General features: G+C 41.4%; 18 protein-coding genes and 1 other annotated feature. Of the genes, 14 read left to right on the forward strand and 4 right to left on the reverse strand.

Features of this window, described 5'->3' with window-relative positions; translation table 11 throughout:
- Nucleotides 1-99: 99 nt before the first annotated feature.
- A complete protein-coding gene (locus J2Z48_RS14720; protein ID WP_072335702.1) occupies nucleotides 100-312 on the reverse strand; it encodes a hypothetical protein in 213 nt (70 codons plus the stop codon).
- A 662-nt stretch (nucleotides 313-974) separates the two neighbouring features.
- Complete coding sequence (locus J2Z48_RS14725) at nucleotides 975-1,226, reverse strand: YgaP family membrane protein (RefSeq protein ID WP_307254755.1); 252 nt, start codon at nucleotides 1,224-1,226, stop codon at nucleotides 975-977.
- 363 nt (nucleotides 1,227-1,589) lie between these two features.
- On the opposite strand from J2Z48_RS14725, the gene J2Z48_RS14730 reads away from it, so the two are divergent.
- The 4 genes from J2Z48_RS14730 to J2Z48_RS14745 all read left to right on the forward strand — a co-directional run bounded on the left by J2Z48_RS14730 (nucleotide 1,590) and on the right by J2Z48_RS14745 (nucleotide 4,960).
- Nucleotides 1,590-2,924, forward strand: coding sequence for an O-antigen ligase family protein (locus J2Z48_RS14730; RefSeq protein ID WP_307254799.1), 1,335 nt, complete (start codon nucleotides 1,590-1,592; stop codon nucleotides 2,922-2,924).
- Nucleotides 2,925-3,048: 124 nt separating this feature from the next.
- The gene (locus J2Z48_RS14735) at nucleotides 3,049-3,699 is read left to right on the forward strand and encodes a LysM peptidoglycan-binding domain-containing protein (protein ID WP_307254757.1); all 651 of its coding nucleotides are present in this window, start codon (nucleotides 3,049-3,051) and stop codon (nucleotides 3,697-3,699) included.
- Nucleotides 3,700-3,862: 163 nt separating this feature from the next.
- Complete coding sequence (locus tag J2Z48_RS14740; protein ID WP_307254758.1) at nucleotides 3,863-4,789, forward strand: DNA-3-methyladenine glycosylase family protein; 927 nt, start codon at nucleotides 3,863-3,865, stop codon at nucleotides 4,787-4,789.
- 21 nt (nucleotides 4,790-4,810) lie between these two features.
- Nucleotides 4,811-4,960 (forward strand): hypothetical protein, encoded by a 150-nt coding sequence (locus J2Z48_RS14745; protein ID WP_307254760.1) that lies wholly within the window; start codon nucleotides 4,811-4,813, stop codon nucleotides 4,958-4,960.
- A 69-nt stretch (nucleotides 4,961-5,029) separates the two neighbouring features.
- Here J2Z48_RS14745 and J2Z48_RS14750 read toward each other — a convergent pair whose 3' ends face one another.
- Together J2Z48_RS14750 and J2Z48_RS14755 are read right to left on the reverse strand one after the other, a co-directional pair.
- Nucleotides 5,030-5,962, reverse strand: coding sequence for a mechanosensitive ion channel family protein (locus J2Z48_RS14750; protein WP_307254761.1), 933 nt, complete (start codon nucleotides 5,960-5,962; stop codon nucleotides 5,030-5,032).
- A gap of 10 nt (nucleotides 5,963-5,972) precedes the next feature.
- Nucleotides 5,973-6,971, reverse strand: coding sequence for a metal-dependent hydrolase (locus J2Z48_RS14755; RefSeq protein ID WP_307254763.1), 999 nt, complete (start codon nucleotides 6,969-6,971; stop codon nucleotides 5,973-5,975).
- Between the two features lie 52 nt (nucleotides 6,972-7,023).
- Here J2Z48_RS14755 and J2Z48_RS14760 point away from each other — a divergent pair, with 52 nt between their 5' ends.
- The 10 genes from J2Z48_RS14760 (at nucleotide 7,024) to J2Z48_RS14805 (ending at nucleotide 17,729) form a co-directional block, all read left to right on the forward strand.
- The gene (locus tag J2Z48_RS14760) at nucleotides 7,024-7,341 is read left to right on the forward strand and encodes a hypothetical protein (RefSeq protein ID WP_307254765.1); all 318 of its coding nucleotides are present in this window, start codon (nucleotides 7,024-7,026) and stop codon (nucleotides 7,339-7,341) included.
- A gap of 81 nt (nucleotides 7,342-7,422) precedes the next feature.
- The gene (gene mutY, locus J2Z48_RS14765; protein ID WP_307254768.1) at nucleotides 7,423-8,508 is read left to right on the forward strand and encodes an A/G-specific adenine glycosylase; all 1,086 of its coding nucleotides are present in this window, start codon (nucleotides 7,423-7,425) and stop codon (nucleotides 8,506-8,508) included.
- 90 nt (nucleotides 8,509-8,598) lie between these two features.
- Nucleotides 8,599-10,065, forward strand: a complete 1,467-nt coding sequence (locus tag J2Z48_RS14770) for a VanW family protein (RefSeq protein WP_307254770.1) — start codon at nucleotides 8,599-8,601, stop codon at nucleotides 10,063-10,065.
- Nucleotides 10,066-10,232: 167 nt separating this feature from the next.
- A complete protein-coding gene (locus J2Z48_RS14775; protein ID WP_307254771.1) occupies nucleotides 10,233-10,886 on the forward strand; it encodes a hypothetical protein in 654 nt (217 codons plus the stop codon).
- A 77-nt stretch (nucleotides 10,887-10,963) separates the two neighbouring features.
- The gene (locus J2Z48_RS14780; RefSeq protein ID WP_307254773.1) at nucleotides 10,964-12,232 is read left to right on the forward strand and encodes a S8 family peptidase; all 1,269 of its coding nucleotides are present in this window, start codon (nucleotides 10,964-10,966) and stop codon (nucleotides 12,230-12,232) included.
- Nucleotides 12,233-12,286: 54 nt separating this feature from the next.
- Nucleotides 12,287-12,559: a binding site (T-box leader), on the forward strand.
- Between the two features lie 103 nt (nucleotides 12,560-12,662).
- On the forward strand, nucleotides 12,663-13,514 hold the full coding sequence (proC, locus tag J2Z48_RS14785; RefSeq protein ID WP_307254775.1) for a pyrroline-5-carboxylate reductase: 852 nt from the start codon (nucleotides 12,663-12,665) through the stop codon (nucleotides 13,512-13,514).
- 214 nt (nucleotides 13,515-13,728) lie between these two features.
- A complete protein-coding gene (locus tag J2Z48_RS14790; RefSeq protein ID WP_307254777.1) occupies nucleotides 13,729-14,283 on the forward strand; it encodes a DUF402 domain-containing protein in 555 nt (184 codons plus the stop codon).
- A 4-nt stretch (nucleotides 14,284-14,287) separates the two neighbouring features.
- Nucleotides 14,288-14,824 (forward strand): signal peptidase I, encoded by a 537-nt coding sequence (gene lepB, locus J2Z48_RS14795; RefSeq protein ID WP_307254779.1) that lies wholly within the window; start codon nucleotides 14,288-14,290, stop codon nucleotides 14,822-14,824.
- Nucleotides 14,825-15,043: 219 nt separating this feature from the next.
- A complete protein-coding gene (gene codY, locus J2Z48_RS14800; RefSeq protein ID WP_072335743.1) occupies nucleotides 15,044-15,823 on the forward strand; it encodes a GTP-sensing pleiotropic transcriptional regulator CodY in 780 nt (259 codons plus the stop codon).
- Nucleotides 15,824-15,944: 121 nt separating this feature from the next.
- The gene (locus J2Z48_RS14805) at nucleotides 15,945-17,729 is read left to right on the forward strand and encodes an ABC transporter ATP-binding protein (protein WP_307254780.1); all 1,785 of its coding nucleotides are present in this window, start codon (nucleotides 15,945-15,947) and stop codon (nucleotides 17,727-17,729) included.
- Nucleotides 17,730-17,769: the final 40 nt, after the last annotated feature.

A 17,769-nucleotide genomic window follows, 5' to 3' on the forward strand; every position in this document is an offset into this window, starting at 1 on the left:
CCTACTGATTCGTTCAGTAGGTTGCCTTTTCTATGTAAAAATAAAAAAGAGGCAGGTCTTTACTTGCCCCTTTCTGCATCTGACTATAGCAGATGATTATTAGCACATGGTTGTTGTTTCTTTATCCCCTTGAATGCACATAGCATGAACAGGGATTTGAAACCACCAAGCCCCATCTGTCCTTCGAATAGGCTGATAACCGGCTTTTTTCAAAGTGCGAGCGACAGTCCAACTTGCCGTATAGACGGTGGCTAGGTTGGTGGATTCATCAAATTGGATCACGGTTTCTTTTTCCATTTCACTTAGAGACATGTTACTATTCACTCCCCAACCGGATCAGATTCCTGATCACATATTTTTTGATTTCATGTCTTTGTTCTCAAGTCCACGTTGCCACCTTCAAGTACGAGAAACTGTTTGTACCCTATTTTTCGACGTAAACTGACAGATGCCTTCTTTTTTCTGAAAAATTTTTTCTTATCATTCGAGAAATAATCTTTTCAGAAGGTAACCAGTATCTTAATCCAGGGCTAGTGTTCTTCATCGTTACAAAGTTGTTTCATTCTGACTTTCGTAAAAAGAATTGTAATAGAAGTGATCTCCAAATGGTGGATCGTAGTATATGTGAAAACGCCTCCAAAACCGACGGAATACTAGGAAGGAGTGGGCAATTGAATTAGGGTGTATAGATCTATCTACGACCAGAGAGAAACAGCTAATCTCATCCAATGGATCTGTTTGCTCACTCTATACCTCCTTTTTAGTTCTTGAAAACTATTATACGAAAAAGTCAGAATATAGGCAATAGATAAGACTTCAATTTGAAGTAAATTTCCTATGTTGATTTAATGAGAACAAGTGTTCTGTTTCTAATTAAGATTGTAACATAGTTTGCTAGGTTTTCAAGTAGCTAATCATAAAAAAGATCTGACCGAATTAGTGGCCAGATCGATGATACTAGAGGACAATAGGTGTCATTCGTGTGAGTTTGAGAAGCTTAGGATCATATCCTTACTAGCAATGGACCGGATTTTGTTATAGAGAGCTTTGCAGGGACAGAATCGGGTAATTCCTTCTGCAATCTTCATAGCCGACATCACTGCGATGAAAAGTAGGCGCATTCGACTTATACGACGGCGATTTAAATAGTTAATACTCCAGATTAATCCAACTAATCCACAAGTAATTCGCATCATGGCATTTGTTGTACTAATATTTTTTGTCATGTTCGTTCCCCCTTGGTTTGTTCTCTTAGGTTGTTCTAACTTGTCTGCTCTATACAAAGAGGGAGGAAAAATATGTTGAAGTTTAATCGATATCGGGTAAGTAGAAGCGAGGTGTATCCATGGTTGCAACGACTTGGTAGCGTTTGGATTTTTGTATGGTATAATAAGGAATATTTGATTTAGATCCCCCAAACTTCAGCTGTTCAACTACTAATGGATTGTGGTAATCTTATATTTTCTTGGAGTAAGTTTATAATGTATGTGATTCGGTCATTCTATGTATACATTTTGGTTTGCTTTATTGTAATTTTCTAATGCCATTCAGTATGAATCTGTAAAGTAGAAGGAGTTAACATCTTGAATATGGAACGGAACCAGCATGTGATTAACAACCTCACTGCATTTTTGTACCTTTCCATTCTACTCTCTCCATTTTTACCCCCAGTCGCTTTAGGACTACTTAGCTGTGCTACTATTTATTACGTTAGGGGAAATTGGGAGTATAGAAGCTGGCCAGAGGTTGTTTTTCTCGGTTTTATGCTAGTGACCATCATTAGCTGGTGCTACAATCCAACCTGGTATCACCTAAAAGACCAAGATATTACTTTCCCAATTGGGATTGTACCACTTGCAACATTCGGAGCATACTACATGCTATCTATGTGGACACGGAAGGTATTACATTTTAGTTGGACGGATTTGCAAAAGGTCTATCTCCTATTTTGGCTTGGTGGGCTTTACGTTGCCGCGATCGTATTTTTGCAGCAACTAGAGGATTGGCAAGGGCTACAATCTACGTGGATAGGGGACTTATTAGACTTTTATCGCACGAATCGATATCAATCAGAAAAGTCGATCCGAAGTATTGGAACCACAGGGAACTCTAATTTAACAGCCGCACTTTTAATCTGTTTTGCACTATTAAGTATCTATGCATCATCCGTATTAGAGGGAAAATGGAAAAAAACGTTGGCCTTTTCGATGTTCTTTTTATTTTGTACCGCGATGGCGTATACAGGCTCTAGAGGGGCTTGGATTGGATTGGTAATAGGCTTGATTGTTCAAGTATGGATGACAGGTCAAAGGAAATGGACAGTAGGTTTGTTTGCTGTTTTCATAAGTATTGTTTCGTTTTTTCCATCCATTATCCCCCGAAAAGATTCCCTTGCTGGTACCATCGATGTTCGCTTTCAAGTATGGAGTACTTCTTGGGAAATCTTTAAGGACAATTGGCTCTTGGGAACATTACCGATTCATTTTGGGCAATTATATAAGCAGATAACCGGCAAGATTATTTATCATGCACATAATGTGGTGCTGGGGATTGCTTCTGAATATGGAGTAATTGGACTCATTTTATTTAGCGCTCTGATTTTCATGACCATCCGTCGGGCAAGGGCTTGGAGAAAGGCCGCTAATCAGAAGGGGGAAAAACGGCTGGCTGGAATGTTGATCTCACAGACAGTCGCTTTACTCGGTCACGGTATGTACGATTACCCGATTGTCTCGCCACAGGTGGGTCTTCTGTTTATGTTAAGTATCGTGATGATACATACACAATATGAACGAAGGTGTGTTTTAAGGCCTGAATGGAGTGAGGATGAGGAATCAGCAGAAAAGATAAAAGCCGCATCGCATCCGGTTAAACACGTATCAGCAATGCTTTCTATTCGAAAAATCAAGAAAAACGAATCATAGTGAAACAAGAAAACTTTGTACTCTGGATGCACGGAGTACAAAGTTTTTTTTCTGTCCATTTATGTTTAACTTTTCAAAATTCTGTCCATGATGTTTATTAGAATTGAAAGAAAGGTGAACATGAATGAAAAAGTACTTATTAGTCACTCTAGTTGTGATCCTTTTCGCCATAGGTGCCCATATCAAGGATGACGGTTCTCTCCAACTCGATCCAGTACCCGTAGCAGCAAAAGAAATGGAATCATCATCAGCTAATTCTTCCTCGTATGTAAAGGTAACTATCCAAAAAGGAGATACTCTTTACCGATTAGCAAAGAAATATGGAACATCCGTACAGAAAATCGTTGAATTAAACCAGATCGCTGATCCTTCTAGAGTTCGAGTGGGACAATCGATTCGCATCATGAAGAATGGAAAACAAGTCGTAGTGAATCCGTTACAAAATTTCTTACCAAGTGAGCCAAAAGCAGAGAAACCAGCACAAAATTCAACCACAACCTCGTGGCACCGTGGAAAAGTGCTAGGCGAGTTTACGGTTGTCGCCATGACCCCTCCGATACAAAGTAAGAGCAGCCTCAGTGGAGTTACCATTGGCGTGGATCCAAAAGTGATCCCTGTAGGATCTAGAGTATATCTACCTACTATCGGCTACCGCACCGCTCGAGATGCCGAGGGAAGAGTTACTGGTAATGAGATCGAATTGTACGTAGAAAGTACAGCAAAAGCAAAGCAGGTGGGTACAAAGGAAAAAATGTTATTGGAAGTCGTAAATTAATGAGAACAGACTAGGGACAATGAACCTGCTTATTATTGAGCTGTAGGTTAAAGACAAGCCCCTGCATGAATCGCTTGCTAATTGACAGAAGGCTACTAGGATAACCACTAGTAGCCTTTGCTTTGTTGTAGAATGAAACTAAGAAACAGTAGAAGGTGAAAAGTTGAAACTTACTATTCCGTTACCCAAAGAGTATTCCTTTGAAAAGACAATCGAACGAGTAAAAGAGTTTGAGAAAGCAACCGAACATGAAAAGGACAAAAAGTTATGGCGAGCGATTCGGCTTTCCTCCCGAGCGATTGTGGTAGGGGTATGTAAGAATGAAGCAGGAGAATTAGAAATCGAATCTCACGATAAATTGAGTCGGTTTGAGCAAATGGAACTAAAGGAAATCATGACTCATCGTTGGTCCCTAGAAGTTGATTTAACCCCGTTCTATAAACGGATGGCACAAAATCCGATCTTATATTCGACCATACCCGATCGCATGGGATTTCACATCGTCCGCGATCCTGATTTATATGAATGCTTGATTCGTACGATCATCTCCCAACAGCTCAATCTCTCCTTTGCTGGAACGCTCATTCATCGATTCATCGAACAATTTGGCGAGAAAATCTCTCATCTGGATATGTGGTTCTCTTCCTTCCCAACAGTCGAACGAGTAGCCGACCTAAACTACGAAGATCTTACCACGCTACAACTGACTCAGCGGAAGGCGGAATATATCATTGATCTATCCCGAGCGATCGTAGAAGGGAAACTAGACTTATCTAGTCTTCAGCAAGAAACAGACGAAGAGATAATGAAGCGTTTGATATCATTTCGCGGGATTGGCAGGTGGACAGTCGAATGTTTGTTGATGTTTGGATACGGTAGATCGAATGTGTTGCCAGCGGCCGATATCGGCTTGCGCAATGCCCTCCAGCTTCTCTACGGATCCGATACGAGACCTAGTGAAACCGAAGTCCGGGAATTTGCAAAAGACTGGAGTCCATATGCCAGCTATGTTACTTTTTATCTGTGGGATTATCTCACCCAACAAAAAAAGATAAGTAAGGTCACAAAAAAGGGTTATAATGAACGGTAGATAATGAAAGGGGGCTAAAAAATGGCCAAAAAGCGTAAAAAAGAACATCGTGTAGCTACTGTTGATGAAGTTGGTATCTTGATTCGAGATGTCAAAGGAATGGGTCTCTGGTTAGCCTTCGTTGTGGTTGTAGGAGTCACATTGGGGATTCTGTCTAAAAGCATTCTATAAATAAATGACTGAGATAAAAAATCGCCCCTGTAGGATAGCCTCAGCTTCCTACAGGGGCGATCTCGCTATCTATTCCTTTTTTGCGCTCACTTTTTGAGGGTTGGTACCTTTTATCTGATCGGTTGATACGACCACACTACGCGGGGTGGCAATGGTAATTCCACGTCTATGTAAGCTTAAAACAGCTTCTTTTCGCATGGCTCGCTCGACGATAAAGTATTCCTCTGGGGTTGCGATGGTGGTAATGGTGAATTGTACTCCATTTGCATCCATGTTGGTAATCCCCACCACTTCAGGATCGGAGATGATCTGATCTTTATATTCTTCTTTAATGGTCATACAAGCTTCTTGTAGTGCTTCATCTACGACATCCAAATCGGACTCAGGTGGAACCGTAACCGGGACAATGGCACGCATTTTTTCTCGGTTATAGTTGGTCACTTGGGTGATGGTTCCATTTGGTAGGTAATGCAGCCTCTGATTGTATTCCCGGATTTTAGTGATGCGAAGTCCAACTTCTTCCACTGTACCATTAATCTGTCCGTTAATTTGAACGACATCTCCCACTTCTAATTGACGTTCAAAGATCATAAAGAAGCCTGTTATGATGTCACGAACTAAGTTTTGGGCCCCAAATCCGATTGCGAGACCTAATATTCCGGCTCCAGCCAATACAGGACCGAGGTTTATGCCGATTTTGGCAAGTACGGTTAGGGCAGCAATAAAATAAATTACGTAATGCGAGATGGATTTAATTAATTTAACCAATGTTTTAGCTGTACGATTTTCCACTTTTCCCAGTGAAAAGGCTTGATCAATAATCTTGTCAAAAACCCGGACCACTAACCATGCGAGAAACATGACGAGCACAATATTAATAAACGGTAAGACGATGCTATCCATCGGATTTGATGTGATTCGATCCCAAAAGGATTGGAACCCATCTAAGATATCTCCAGTGACGGCGGTAGTCGTCGTGTCTTTCGATGTTGGAGGAAACACGGTATCACCTCTAAGTATTTTTTATATCTGTAGTAGACATCATCTCATAAATTTTCTTTTCTAACTGCCCTTCGCTGATCCAGCCCACAAATGAATGAAGGATATTATAGCGATCATCTAAGATGGCCACCGCCACAAACGGAAAGTGCTTCTTATGATGATATCGGACATCGAGCCACCGAACTTCATAGCCAAATGAGTGCTCGATAACTTGTGGGTAGCCATAACTGGTAAAGGATAAAAAAGCATCGATTGCTTCTGCTTGTTTCGAGTGATGAGTAGCTGGATGATGGTCAAATTCGGTGCTAAGCTGTCCAGTCCAGAGCAATTTACCACTTCGGATTTCGCCCATTCGCACTTCCGTCTGAGTCTCATATACACAATTCCATTGACCCCAGCGGGCAGTTGGGATTACGGTATAGGAGCCTGGTGCGTTTACTTGACTCTTTACCCATCTAAGCCAGCGATGATGCACACAAGTTCGCCATATTAAATATAGACCGATGACAATATAAATAGAAGAAAAGATATATCCTGCATAAGAAGGAAAAAACCACCATGTGACAAATCCTACGATATGCAATATAAACAAGAAAGGATCAAAAATGTTAATAATGTCCCACGCCACCCATTTATTCGAAAAGGGTCTGAGCGCTTGTGTTCCATACGAATTAAATAAATCGATAAAAACATGTACAAGGACAGCAACAAAACACCATAGCCATACATGAGCTGTATTCGATGCTGGAAATGCAAAATGGAGAACGAGGGTTAACAGAGTGGGCCAGATCAACCACATGGGTAGAGAATGGGTCCAACCTCTGTGATTTCGAATATAGGCAGGATTGCCCTTTAGACGATACAATGTATCTATGTCAGGTGTTTGCGAGCCAACTACTGTGCCTAATAATACAGCATGAGCTGTGGCTAGGTCGCTTGCTACTACCGGATCTAGTTGCGCTAACCCAAAAAGACCTAATCCCATGACAAGATGGGTGCCTGTATCCATAGTGTCCTCCTTCTCATAAAAAGGTATTTGAAAGCAGAAAGGAATAGTAACAGTGAGTCAATTTCTTACAGTATTTGTTGAATATCGGGTTCAAGAAGATTCCATTTCGATGTTTCGAGATCAGTACTTCGCCCAAATCCGAGCACAGATTCAGAACCAGGTGGAACATGTCGTACGTCATGAGTTCCTCATATCCGAAGCTCAAGTGGGACAAGTTGTGGAAGTGATTCAAGTGGATGACCAAGGCGCAGTTAGCCAATTACAAGAGCTTCGCACTGGACCTACGCCATCGTGGTTCCACTCACTAGATTCTCATATTGTAGGCGGTAGGTCAAAAATAAAATTGTGGACATTTCGTCAATGTGATTGAAATTATAACGATTTAATTACATTATTATACTTTTGATGAAAAAAAGTCTGTTTCTTATATAATTAGTTGTAGGAGGCAAGTATGCAATCAATCATGAATACAATGGAGAGACCCGAGTCTACTATTGTTTCGACGATTCAAACCGAACTTTTACATTGGTATGCTTGTTACCAGCGAGATTTACCATGGCGAAAAGATCAAGATCCATATAAGGTTTGGGTTTCAGAAATTATGCTTCAACAAACTCGGGTGAATACCGTTATTCCTTATTTTAACCGCTTTATTGAGCGTTTTCCTACTATTGAAGACTTAGCAAGTGCTAGTGACGACGATGTAGTGAAGATGTGGGAAGGATTGGGCTATTATTCCCGTGTGCGGAACCTCCATTCTGCGGTGAAAGAAGTAGCAGATAAATATGGTGGCAAAGTACCCGATCAAGTAGAAGAGATTTCTCGTTTAAAAGGTATTGGTCCTTATACAGCTGGCGCTATTTTAAGCATCGCCTATCAAAAGAAAGTACCAGCAGTAGATGGCAATGTGATGCGGGTATATTCACGAATTTTTGCTATGTATGATGATATTGCGATGCCAGCCACTCGCAAGAAAATGGAAGCGATTGGGGAAGTTGTGATCCCAGAGCATGCGCCAGGTGATTTTAATCAAGCGCTTATGGAGCTAGGAGCTACGATCTGTACACCTACGTCTCCACAATGCCTGTTCTGCCCAGTATCTTCTGTTTGTGAGGCAAATGAACAAGGGTTGCAAGATGAATTGCCACAGAAAAAAAAGGCAAAGGCACCTACCCCTGTTTCGGTTCGGTTTGCTTGGATTGAATCGGTTCGTTCCGTTTTTCTTGTCAAACGTCCAGATAAAGGATTATTAGCAGGTATGTGGTCGCTTCCCACTTTTGACCAAGAGGATCCATCTGCTGAGTTAGAGCAATATCTCCTCGCTCGTGGATGGACTGTACAGAGCAGAGAAGTGGAAGCTAAGATAGATCATGTTTTTAGCCATCGTCATTGGTTCATCGAGATTGAGCGGATCAAGTTAGATCAGGTTCCCTTTGAATGTGATGAGAACGAAGAATGGATAGATATCAATAGTATCTATCAAAAAGCATTTCCTAATGTTTATCGAAAAGCAATTTCAGTTATGAAAAAACAATAAAAAACGCGATCATTTTGTATCTTTATACAGGTGGCAAATAAGTGACTCATTCTATTTTTAGATAAAATGTTGTGTAAGGGGAGAGCCTGAGTGCAGGAAAAAGATAAAGAGAGAAAAGAGCCAGATAGGCTTGACCAAGAGGATATAGGAGATTCTGAGGCTACCCAAAATGAATCCGATTTTCTGGTGTTAGAGGAAAATAGTGAAGTCCCCCTGTCGGATACTTCTAAGTGGAATTTTACAGAGTTAGAGAAAGTACTGAAAGAACAAGAAGGGCTTGCGCATGATGAATCCGAAGCTGATTCTGAAGATGAAGAGATATTTGCTATCTCAGAAGAAACGGAACAGAAGATAGAAGAGATCAAGCAAGCAAAGCATGATGCTGGCGAGTCAGCTTCTGAGTCGGAAGAATCCAAGGAGTCCGAGGAAGATGAAGATTCTTTTTTAAAAAATCTACATCAAAGTACTCATTTGATGAATGGGGAAGAGCCGGTTGGTTCGAAAAAAGAAGAAGATCAATCGACTAAAAATCTCGATCCCGAAAAGAGGAGCGCTAAAAAGACGAAAAAGTGGTTTGTTAGTGCCTTAGCGTTTCTATTTGTAGTAGGGGCTGTCTATCTATGGGCTACGCAAGATGCAAGTAATAATCCTCGTGCCAACGAAGAGAAAGTGAAAGCACCGCCTCAGAAAATAACCTTAACAGCAAAAGGGAAAAATTTTGAACTCGATTTGCTTACCATTGGTTATGATGGGACAGACGTTGCTAAGATTGATCAGAAGAAGCTCACAGCATGGCTAGATGATGTGAAGAAGCAAGTAGATGTACCTATGAAAAATGCCTCTCAGAAAAAAGTAGGGGATCCCGTCACACCTGAAAAGGCGGGTTCAGTGGTCGATGTTAAAACAGTCCAAGAGTGGCTTACTGATATCAAGTCTTTGGTGAATCAAACGAAAGAGCTTCCATTTATAACCGTTGAACCACAAGTTACCACTGCTGATCTTAACAAAGCGAGTGGTAGATTAATAGGAACCTTTAAGACGACATTTGATCCCGGGAATGAAAATCGAACGAATAATATCAAGAAAGCATCCGAAACAATTGATGGCATCATATTACTTCCTGGAGACGAGTTTTCATTTAATAAAGTAGTTGGAGAGCGTACAGTGGCTCGTGGCTATAAAAAAGCGGGTGTCATTGTCAAAGGAGAAGTCTCGGAGGATATTGGTGGGGGAATCTGTCAGGTTTCGAGTACGTTGTTTAATAGTGTAGATAAGGCAAGGGTAATGATTACCCGAAGACAATCTCACAGTAAAGAAGTTCCATACGTGCCACCAGGCAGAGATGCAACTGTTTCATGGGGTGGTCCTGATTTCCGTTTTAAAAATAATTACAGTAAGCCGATGGTGATCCGAATTACGATCAGCGGTGGGTCGATTCAAATCAATACGTACACGGCCCCAGGAGCAGAAAGAGGAAAGAACCAACCGCTGCCTCCAGAAAAGTTTAGCCAAAGTAAAGACAGTGGAGCAAAGTCGGATGAAGATAATCCCGAATAAGAAATCCAAACTCCATAGTTAAAATATAAAATTAGATATTTGATCCTGTTGGGATGTGTGTGGGCTTGATAGTGCCTAGGCACATCCTTTTTTTTCATTATGGGTATATATCGCTCTTCTAGAAGAAAAGATGAAGAATACAATAGATAATCTAGGAGAGAGGCCAGATGAAAAGAAATGGATTAATTTTGATTTTTCGTATTTCAGGGATGCTTTCTGTAGTCGGTGCTATTTCGATGTGGTTATTGCTCCAACAAACAAAAAATGATTATGCTACGACTGCCCAGTTTATTGTAGAGAGAAGCTCGTCTTTTTTCTTCTGGTATGTAAGTAGCGGGGTATTAGTAGTAATCGGCTTATTTATGGCATGTACATGGAATGTGAAATTAGTATCTCCGAAGTGGAAGTGGATGGGACAGATTGCTTGGTTTATTCATCTATCGGGCATTTGCCTTGTGATCTTATATTTGTTTGCTCAAGGAATCATTGTGCCACTTGCTCATGCTACAGGGGAAACGCAAGGGAATGTTGGTCTTTTTTATGCACTTAGTCAATTAGAGCAAAGCTTGGTTCACCTATTAACGTATGTGATTCCGTCTGTTCTCTCGATTGGCGGACTCCTATATTGTCTCGTTTTATTTACAGATTCACGCTTTCAAGGGTCGGTTCGTGTCCTACATTTTGCTTTATGGACGGGAATCTTACTAAGTAGCTTGCTTTGTCATGTCGGAGTTCCGAATCTATCAATCTGGATTTGGTCGATTCTCTTTCCGATTGTGACTTGGTATACAGGAGACCTACTGAAATTTCAAAATGCATAAAGTCACTTCCTCCTTTTTGCAGGTAATCATTAGATAAAAATCTAATTAAATGCAGATAGGAAAGTGAGGAGACTTGGATGCAGTTGAGAAAAAGAGAATGGTATGAGAAATACGCGCATCGACTTGATCCTGATTTGCGTGTGCAACTAAGCCGTAAGAAGCAATTAGATAAGGAGTCTATATCAGTCTCTTATCCAATAATCATACAGTTAGATAAAGAGGAATCGGTTGATACATACGCGTTAGCGGATTGGTGTGCCAGTCGCGGGGGGAGTGTGCTCGGAGAAATCCCTTTGATTGATTCGATCTATGGGGAATTTTCAGCGGAACTCTTAGAAGAATTAGTGGTCCATCATCAGGTAGAACACTTATATCTCGATCGACGGGTGTATGCTTCATTAGATTTATCTGCGAAATCGACTGGAGTGAGGCAACTTCAGTTAGAGCGCAATTTAATGGGGACAGGCATTACCATTGCCATTTTAGATACGGGATTGTTTCCACACCCAGATCTCATAAATCCTGTGTCGCGAATTGTGGGATTTATAGACTTAGTTCAAGGGAAGACGGATTACTATGATGATCATGGTCATGGGACCCACTGTGCAGGGAGTGCAGCTGGAAATGGATTTAGCTCGCAGGGGATATACATGGGTGCCGCTCCAGAGGCTAAGATTGTCGGAGTGAAAGTACTCGACCAACACGGTGGAGGTAAGCTTTCAACCGTCGTTCGCGGTATTGAATGGTGTGTGATGAATCAGAAGGAATATCAACTAGATATCTTATCCCTTTCACTAGGTGCTCCTGCTATTCAATCCTATCGAAAAGATCCTCTCGCACAGGCTTCCAGAATTGCTTGGCATAATGGGATAATGGTTTGTACAGCAGCAGGTAATGATGGTCCGAAGCCAGGGACGATCAGTAGTCCAGGGCATGATCCGCTTATTTTAACAGTAGGTGCTGCCTATCATGAGGTAGCTATGTTTTCGAGTCGTGGCCCTACAAAGGATGGATGGATGAAGCCTGATCTCTATGCACCAGGTACGGATATTATCTCATTAAACGTTCCAGGCTCTGAGTTAGAGTTACAATTTCTAGATAGATGTGTTGATGACCATTATTTACGACTGTCAGGTACTTCAATGGCAACTCCTTATGTGGCGGGAATCTGTGCGTTGCTTTTGGAGGAGAACCCCAATCTCACCCCCAATGATCTAAAAGCAATCTTAACGAGTACGGCAAAGGAGATTTCGGGAGAGCTAGCTGGCAATGTATGTGCAGTAGCGGCAGTGGAGTTAGCGGAACACTACCGTCAATTTCAGCGGAATCAATTGCCATCTCCGTAAGTGTTGACTTTAGGTTTTAATTTACATAATATAGAAATACAATACAAAAATAAAGAAAACGCTGTGACAAGGAATAGTAAAGCTATCGAATCTAGTATAGAGAGTGGAATCCATCGGCTGAGAGATTCTACCTAGAACATGCTTGAACCCGCCCTTGTAGTGGCTGATGATAGAAATCAGATCGGAGCTGACCGTTATCTCAGTGTTATGCAGTGAGGAATGAGATGGTTGCATTTTTATATACTTACCTGCATAAATAGAGATAAATTCATGGTTAGTGAGTTTAAATAAGGTGGCACCGCGGAAGAAAGCCTTTTCGTCCTTAATGGATGAATGGGTTTTTATTTGTTTTTTATATACTTTTTATTTGTTTTTAGTTTGTTTTTAGTTTGTTTTTAGTTTGTTTTTTTATTTATAAGGAGGAAAGAACGTGACAGACATATATGAGAATCTTCGTGTTGGATTTATCGGCGCGGGTTCGATTGCAGAGGCCATGATTACAGGATTGACGAGGGGGAAAGTGATCCAGCCGCGTAACATAGCCGTGGTGAATCGCTCGAACCATGTTAGGCTACAAGAGTTAGAAGACCGCTATCAATTATCTCGTCATTCTCATGATGAACAAGCTATTTTAGAGTCGGATGTCATCGTACTCGCGATCAAGCCAAAATTTGCTGGTCAAGTCTTACAGGATTGGGGTCCTAAGTTTCGGAAGAACCAACTGATCCTTTCCGTAATCGCGGGTGTGAGTACAGATCAAATCGAAGCAGCTTGTCCGCAAAAAGTAGCCGTTGTACGAACGATGCCAAACACCTCAGCGGCAGTAGGTCGATCGGCAACCGCGATCTGCTCTGGAAGGCATGTGAAGGAACATGACATTTCCACCGCTAAAACGATTCTCGAAGCAATTGGAATCGTGATAGAGGTTCAGGAGCCACAGATGGATGCTGTAACCGGACTTGCAGGGAGTGGGCCAGCTTATTTCTACTACATGGTGGAAGCAATGCAAAAAGCAGGGGTCTACGTAGGGCTTGAAGCAGATATCGCTCGTCAGTTACTCATTCAAACTTGCATTGGCGCTGCTGAGATGCTACTTCATACGGGAAAAGAACCTTCTCGTCTACGCGAGGAAGTTACCTCTGAGGGTGGGACAACTTTTGCAGGGTTAACAACTTTGAAGAAATTTCATTTTGAGGAAGCGATTTGTGAGGCAATTTTCAAAGCCACAGAACGTTCACAAGAGTTAGGCAAACCCGCTAGTGACTTGAGCTCTCGATGTTAGAGAGCTCAATTTTTTCTTACATGGAAATATTTACATCATTGTAAATAGGAATAAAAATATATATCATAATCACATCGTTAAGGTAAAGGATAACAGAATTAAAGATTTTCATTTACTCCAAAAAAGCAGATCACGAAAATAAATTCTGAAACGTTTGTTTTATATCTTTCAGATTTTGGCAATAAAGGAAATAGGAACGCTTTTCTGGAGGTGAATGGAAATCTTACAGAATCGAGGCAACATGGTGCGGGTAGAAAGTTACAAGCACCGAGATGTTTTGCACCGAATCTGGAAAACCTCTCTTGTCCTTCATGAAGATGCTCGTCAATTAGTGATTGCGAACGAAGATGTGGAAGTCATTCAGCCGGATGGCACCGAAGCAGTCTTCGCGGGCATCGCCATTACGATTTTTCCCAAGGACGAATGGTTTAATACGGTTTGCGTGTACAGGAATTCGGATAAGCTCCGATACTATTACACCAACATCGCCTCACCTGTGATATTGGATCGTACGAAAAATGTCATAACGTATATTGATTATGACCTTGATGTTATTACCTATTCTGATTTAAGATTTCAAATTGTAGATCAGGATGAGTACGAGATAAATCAAGTTCGATACGCGTACCCCTCGCAGGTACTGTTACAGATTGAACAAGCTGTACATAAAATCACAGATCTGATCCATACCCGATCAGCTCCATTTGCTCCAGAAATTGCCCCATATTGGTTCAGGCAGTATCGTTCCCTGATCAAAGGAGAGGGATGATGGAGTGAATGTAGTCAGTCTCGTTCAACATCGTGTAACAAAGTGGATTGTCTTGGCAATGTTTGGCGTATCAATCGCTATTGGAGTCAACCAATTTATACTTGCGATGTCAATCGTAAACGGAACATCCATGCAACCGACTTTACACGATGGAGATCGTTTGTTAGTTAACAAATTTTCATTCTTGTTTCACACACCGCAACGAGGGGATGTTGTCACGTTTCAAGATCCCTCCGATGCAAATCGATATCTCGTAAAACGAGTGATCGGGGTACCAGCTGACCGGATTGAAATAAAAGACGGAAAGCTTCTGCGAAATGGACAGGTTGTAACAGAACCCTATATCGATACTAGGATTGAAGATGGAGATTACGGCCCGATCGTAGTGCAAAAAGGAACAATTTTTGTGATGGGAGATAATCGGCACCGGTTTGCTTCTCGAGACAGCAGATACGACACCGTAGGACAGGTTTCTGTGAAGTTGATCGAGGGAAAAGTGGAATGGATTTTATGGCGACCATCCTTAAGTGCTCATCTTTGACCAATTTTTAAAAACTATTGCAAATGTGGTTAAAAGTCAAAGATTGTTCACAAAAATTAATTTGCCTATGTGGAAAAAAAGAGCATAATAGGTAAAGTACATTTCAATCTTTCGAAAATCAAATCCTGTTGAAAAAAATCCTCTTTTGTCAGAATTGATGTTTTGGCAGATTAGGTCCATTTAAATGATAGGTTTGCAAAAAATAGGAGGCATTTATTCATGAACTTGCTTGACAAAACACGTAGAATTTCAAAGATCTTACAAAAAAATGTAGGTCACCACTTAGTAGATTTTGATGAAGTAGCACAAGCGCTTTGCGACGTGATTTCTTCTAACATCTATGTAGTAAATCCAGAAGGAAAAATGATGGGTCTCGCTACGAACCATGACTTTGAAAATGAGCGTATGCAAAAATATCAGACTAATCGCGAATTCCCAGCAGACTATGCTCGTCTTCTTATGGAAGTAGATCATACGATGCCAAACATTGGTGTAGATAGCCCTTACACTGCATACCCTTACGAAATGAAAGAAATGTTCCGTGAAGGTCTTACCACATTGGTTCCAATCATCGGTGGCGGAGATCGTTTAGGTACTCTCGTTCTTTCTCGGGTTAATGAATCCTTTGTAGATGATGATCTCATTTTGGCTGAGTATGGTGCGACTGTAGTAGGAATGGAAGTACTTCGCGAACGTGCTGGTAAAGTGGAAGATGAAGCTCGTAGTCGTGCAGTGGTTCAACTCGCGATTAGCTCCCTTTCTTTCTCAGAGCTAGAAGCAGCAGAACACATCTTTAACGAACTAGATGGCTTAGAAGGTCTACTAGTAGCAAGTAAGATTGCGGATCGTGTGGGAATTACCCGTTCTGTGATTGTAAACGCACTTCGTAAATTAGAGTCTGCTGGTGTAGTAGAGTCTCGTTCCTTAGGAATGAAAGGTACTTACATCAAAATTCTAAACGCGAAGTTGTTACCAGCGTTGGAAAAAGCGCGTCATTAATTTCACGCTAATAAGAAAGTAAGGCCGAGAGCATTGATTGTTCTCGGTCTTTTTGTGTGTAGGTACTCTGTTTTTGATATACTAGGATCACCTGATTCGATGGTATGTAGGAGATGAAAATATGGGAAGTGTTCGCAGATATCTCCAATTTGTAAAGCCCTATCGGAAGCAGATTATAGGTACAATGGGGATTGGAATCATTAAGTTTGGTATCCCGTTGTTATTGCCTCTTATGTTAAAGTACGTGGTTGACCATGTACTGCTATCTGGGATGGTTAGGCAAGAACAGATTCGGCAATTATGGTGGATTACGGTGGGAGCTGTACTCTTATTTACAGTTGTACGCATTCCTGCGGAGTATTACAGGCAATATTTCGCGCAATGGACCGCTAATCGTATTTTATTTGATGTGCGGAATCAGATGTATGATCATATCCAGCGATTATCCCTACGTTATTACAATAATCAAAAAGTAGGGCAAGTGATTTCACGCGTGATTAACGATGTCGAACAGACAAAAGAGTTTGTGATTACGGGGATCATGAATGTGTGGTTAGATTTTGCCACCTTGTTTATTGCGGTAGGAATGATGCTCTGGATTGATCCGTGGATGACCTTGATCTCGCTTTCGATTTTTCCGTTGTATGGCTTTAGTGTGAAGTATTTTTATCAGAACTTACGAAAGTACACACGTGAGAGATCGCAAGCATTGAGCGAGTTACAAGGGCATCTCCATGAGCGGATTCAAGGGATTCCTGTGATCCGTGCTTTTCATCTGGAGGAACATGAGCAAGTCCAGTTTCAAAAGCGGAATCGTCATTTTCTCAATAAAGCGTTGACTCATACGAGATGGACAGCGAAAACATTTGCTTCTGTCAATACGATTACCGATTTAGCACCTATTATTGTGATTGCAGTGTCTGCTTATCAGGTAATCCAAGGGGAGCTTACGCTGGGGGCAATGACAGCCTTTTATGGCTATCTAGGCTTGATCTATTCACCCGTGCGTCGGCTAGTAAACTCCTCTACCACTCTCACGCAAGCACATGCTTCTATGGATCGTGTATTTGAGTTTCTAGATGAGTCTTACGACATAGTGGATCGTCCGGATGCATATGTAGTGAAAGAGATACAAGGGAAGATTGACTTTGATGGGGTTGAATTTTCCTATGGGGAAGAACGGGAGCCTGTTTTAAAAAATATAGACTTAGAGATGGAAGCAGGTCAGATGATTGCCTTAGTTGGACCATCTGGTGGGGGTAAATCTTCTGTCGTTTCGTTAATTCCTCGTTTTTTTGATGTGACGAAAGGTAGCATAAAAGTAGATGGTCGGGACGTGCGTGATTACACGCAAGAGAGCTTGCGAAAACAGATCGGATTCGTTCTTCAAGATAACTTCCTCTTTAGTGGGACGATTGAAGAAAACATACGGATGGGGAAAATTGAGGCTTCAGAGGATGAGATGATAGAGGCCGCAAAAGCCGCAAATGCCCATGATTTTATCATGCAACTTCCTCAAGGCTATCAAACGGAAATCGGAGAGCGAGGTGTAAAGTTATCAGGTGGACAGAAGCAACGATTAGCGATTGCTAGGGTGTTTCTGAAAGATCCTCGAATTATCATCCTGGATGAGGCTACGTCAGCTCTTGATTTGCAGTCTGAGGCGTTGGTTCAGGAATCACTGGAGAGACTTGCTAAGAACCGAACCACGATCGTAGTCGCTCATCGATTGTCTACGATTACCCATGCGGATCAGATTGTCGTCATCGATCAGGGGAAAGTCGTGGAAAAAGGAACACATGAACAACTCTTATTACACGAGGGGCTTTATAGTGAACTTTTTCACGTACAAAACTTGGATGCGCCACTTGATTCAAAAACAAATTTTGATTCCATGAAATTTTGACATAAAATATTCACATACTATGTAACAAGGTTCGTTTATG

This window comes from Croceifilum oryzae (assembly GCF_030814315.1).
GTDB lineage: Bacteria > Bacillota > Bacilli > Thermoactinomycetales > Thermoactinomycetaceae > Baia > Baia oryzae.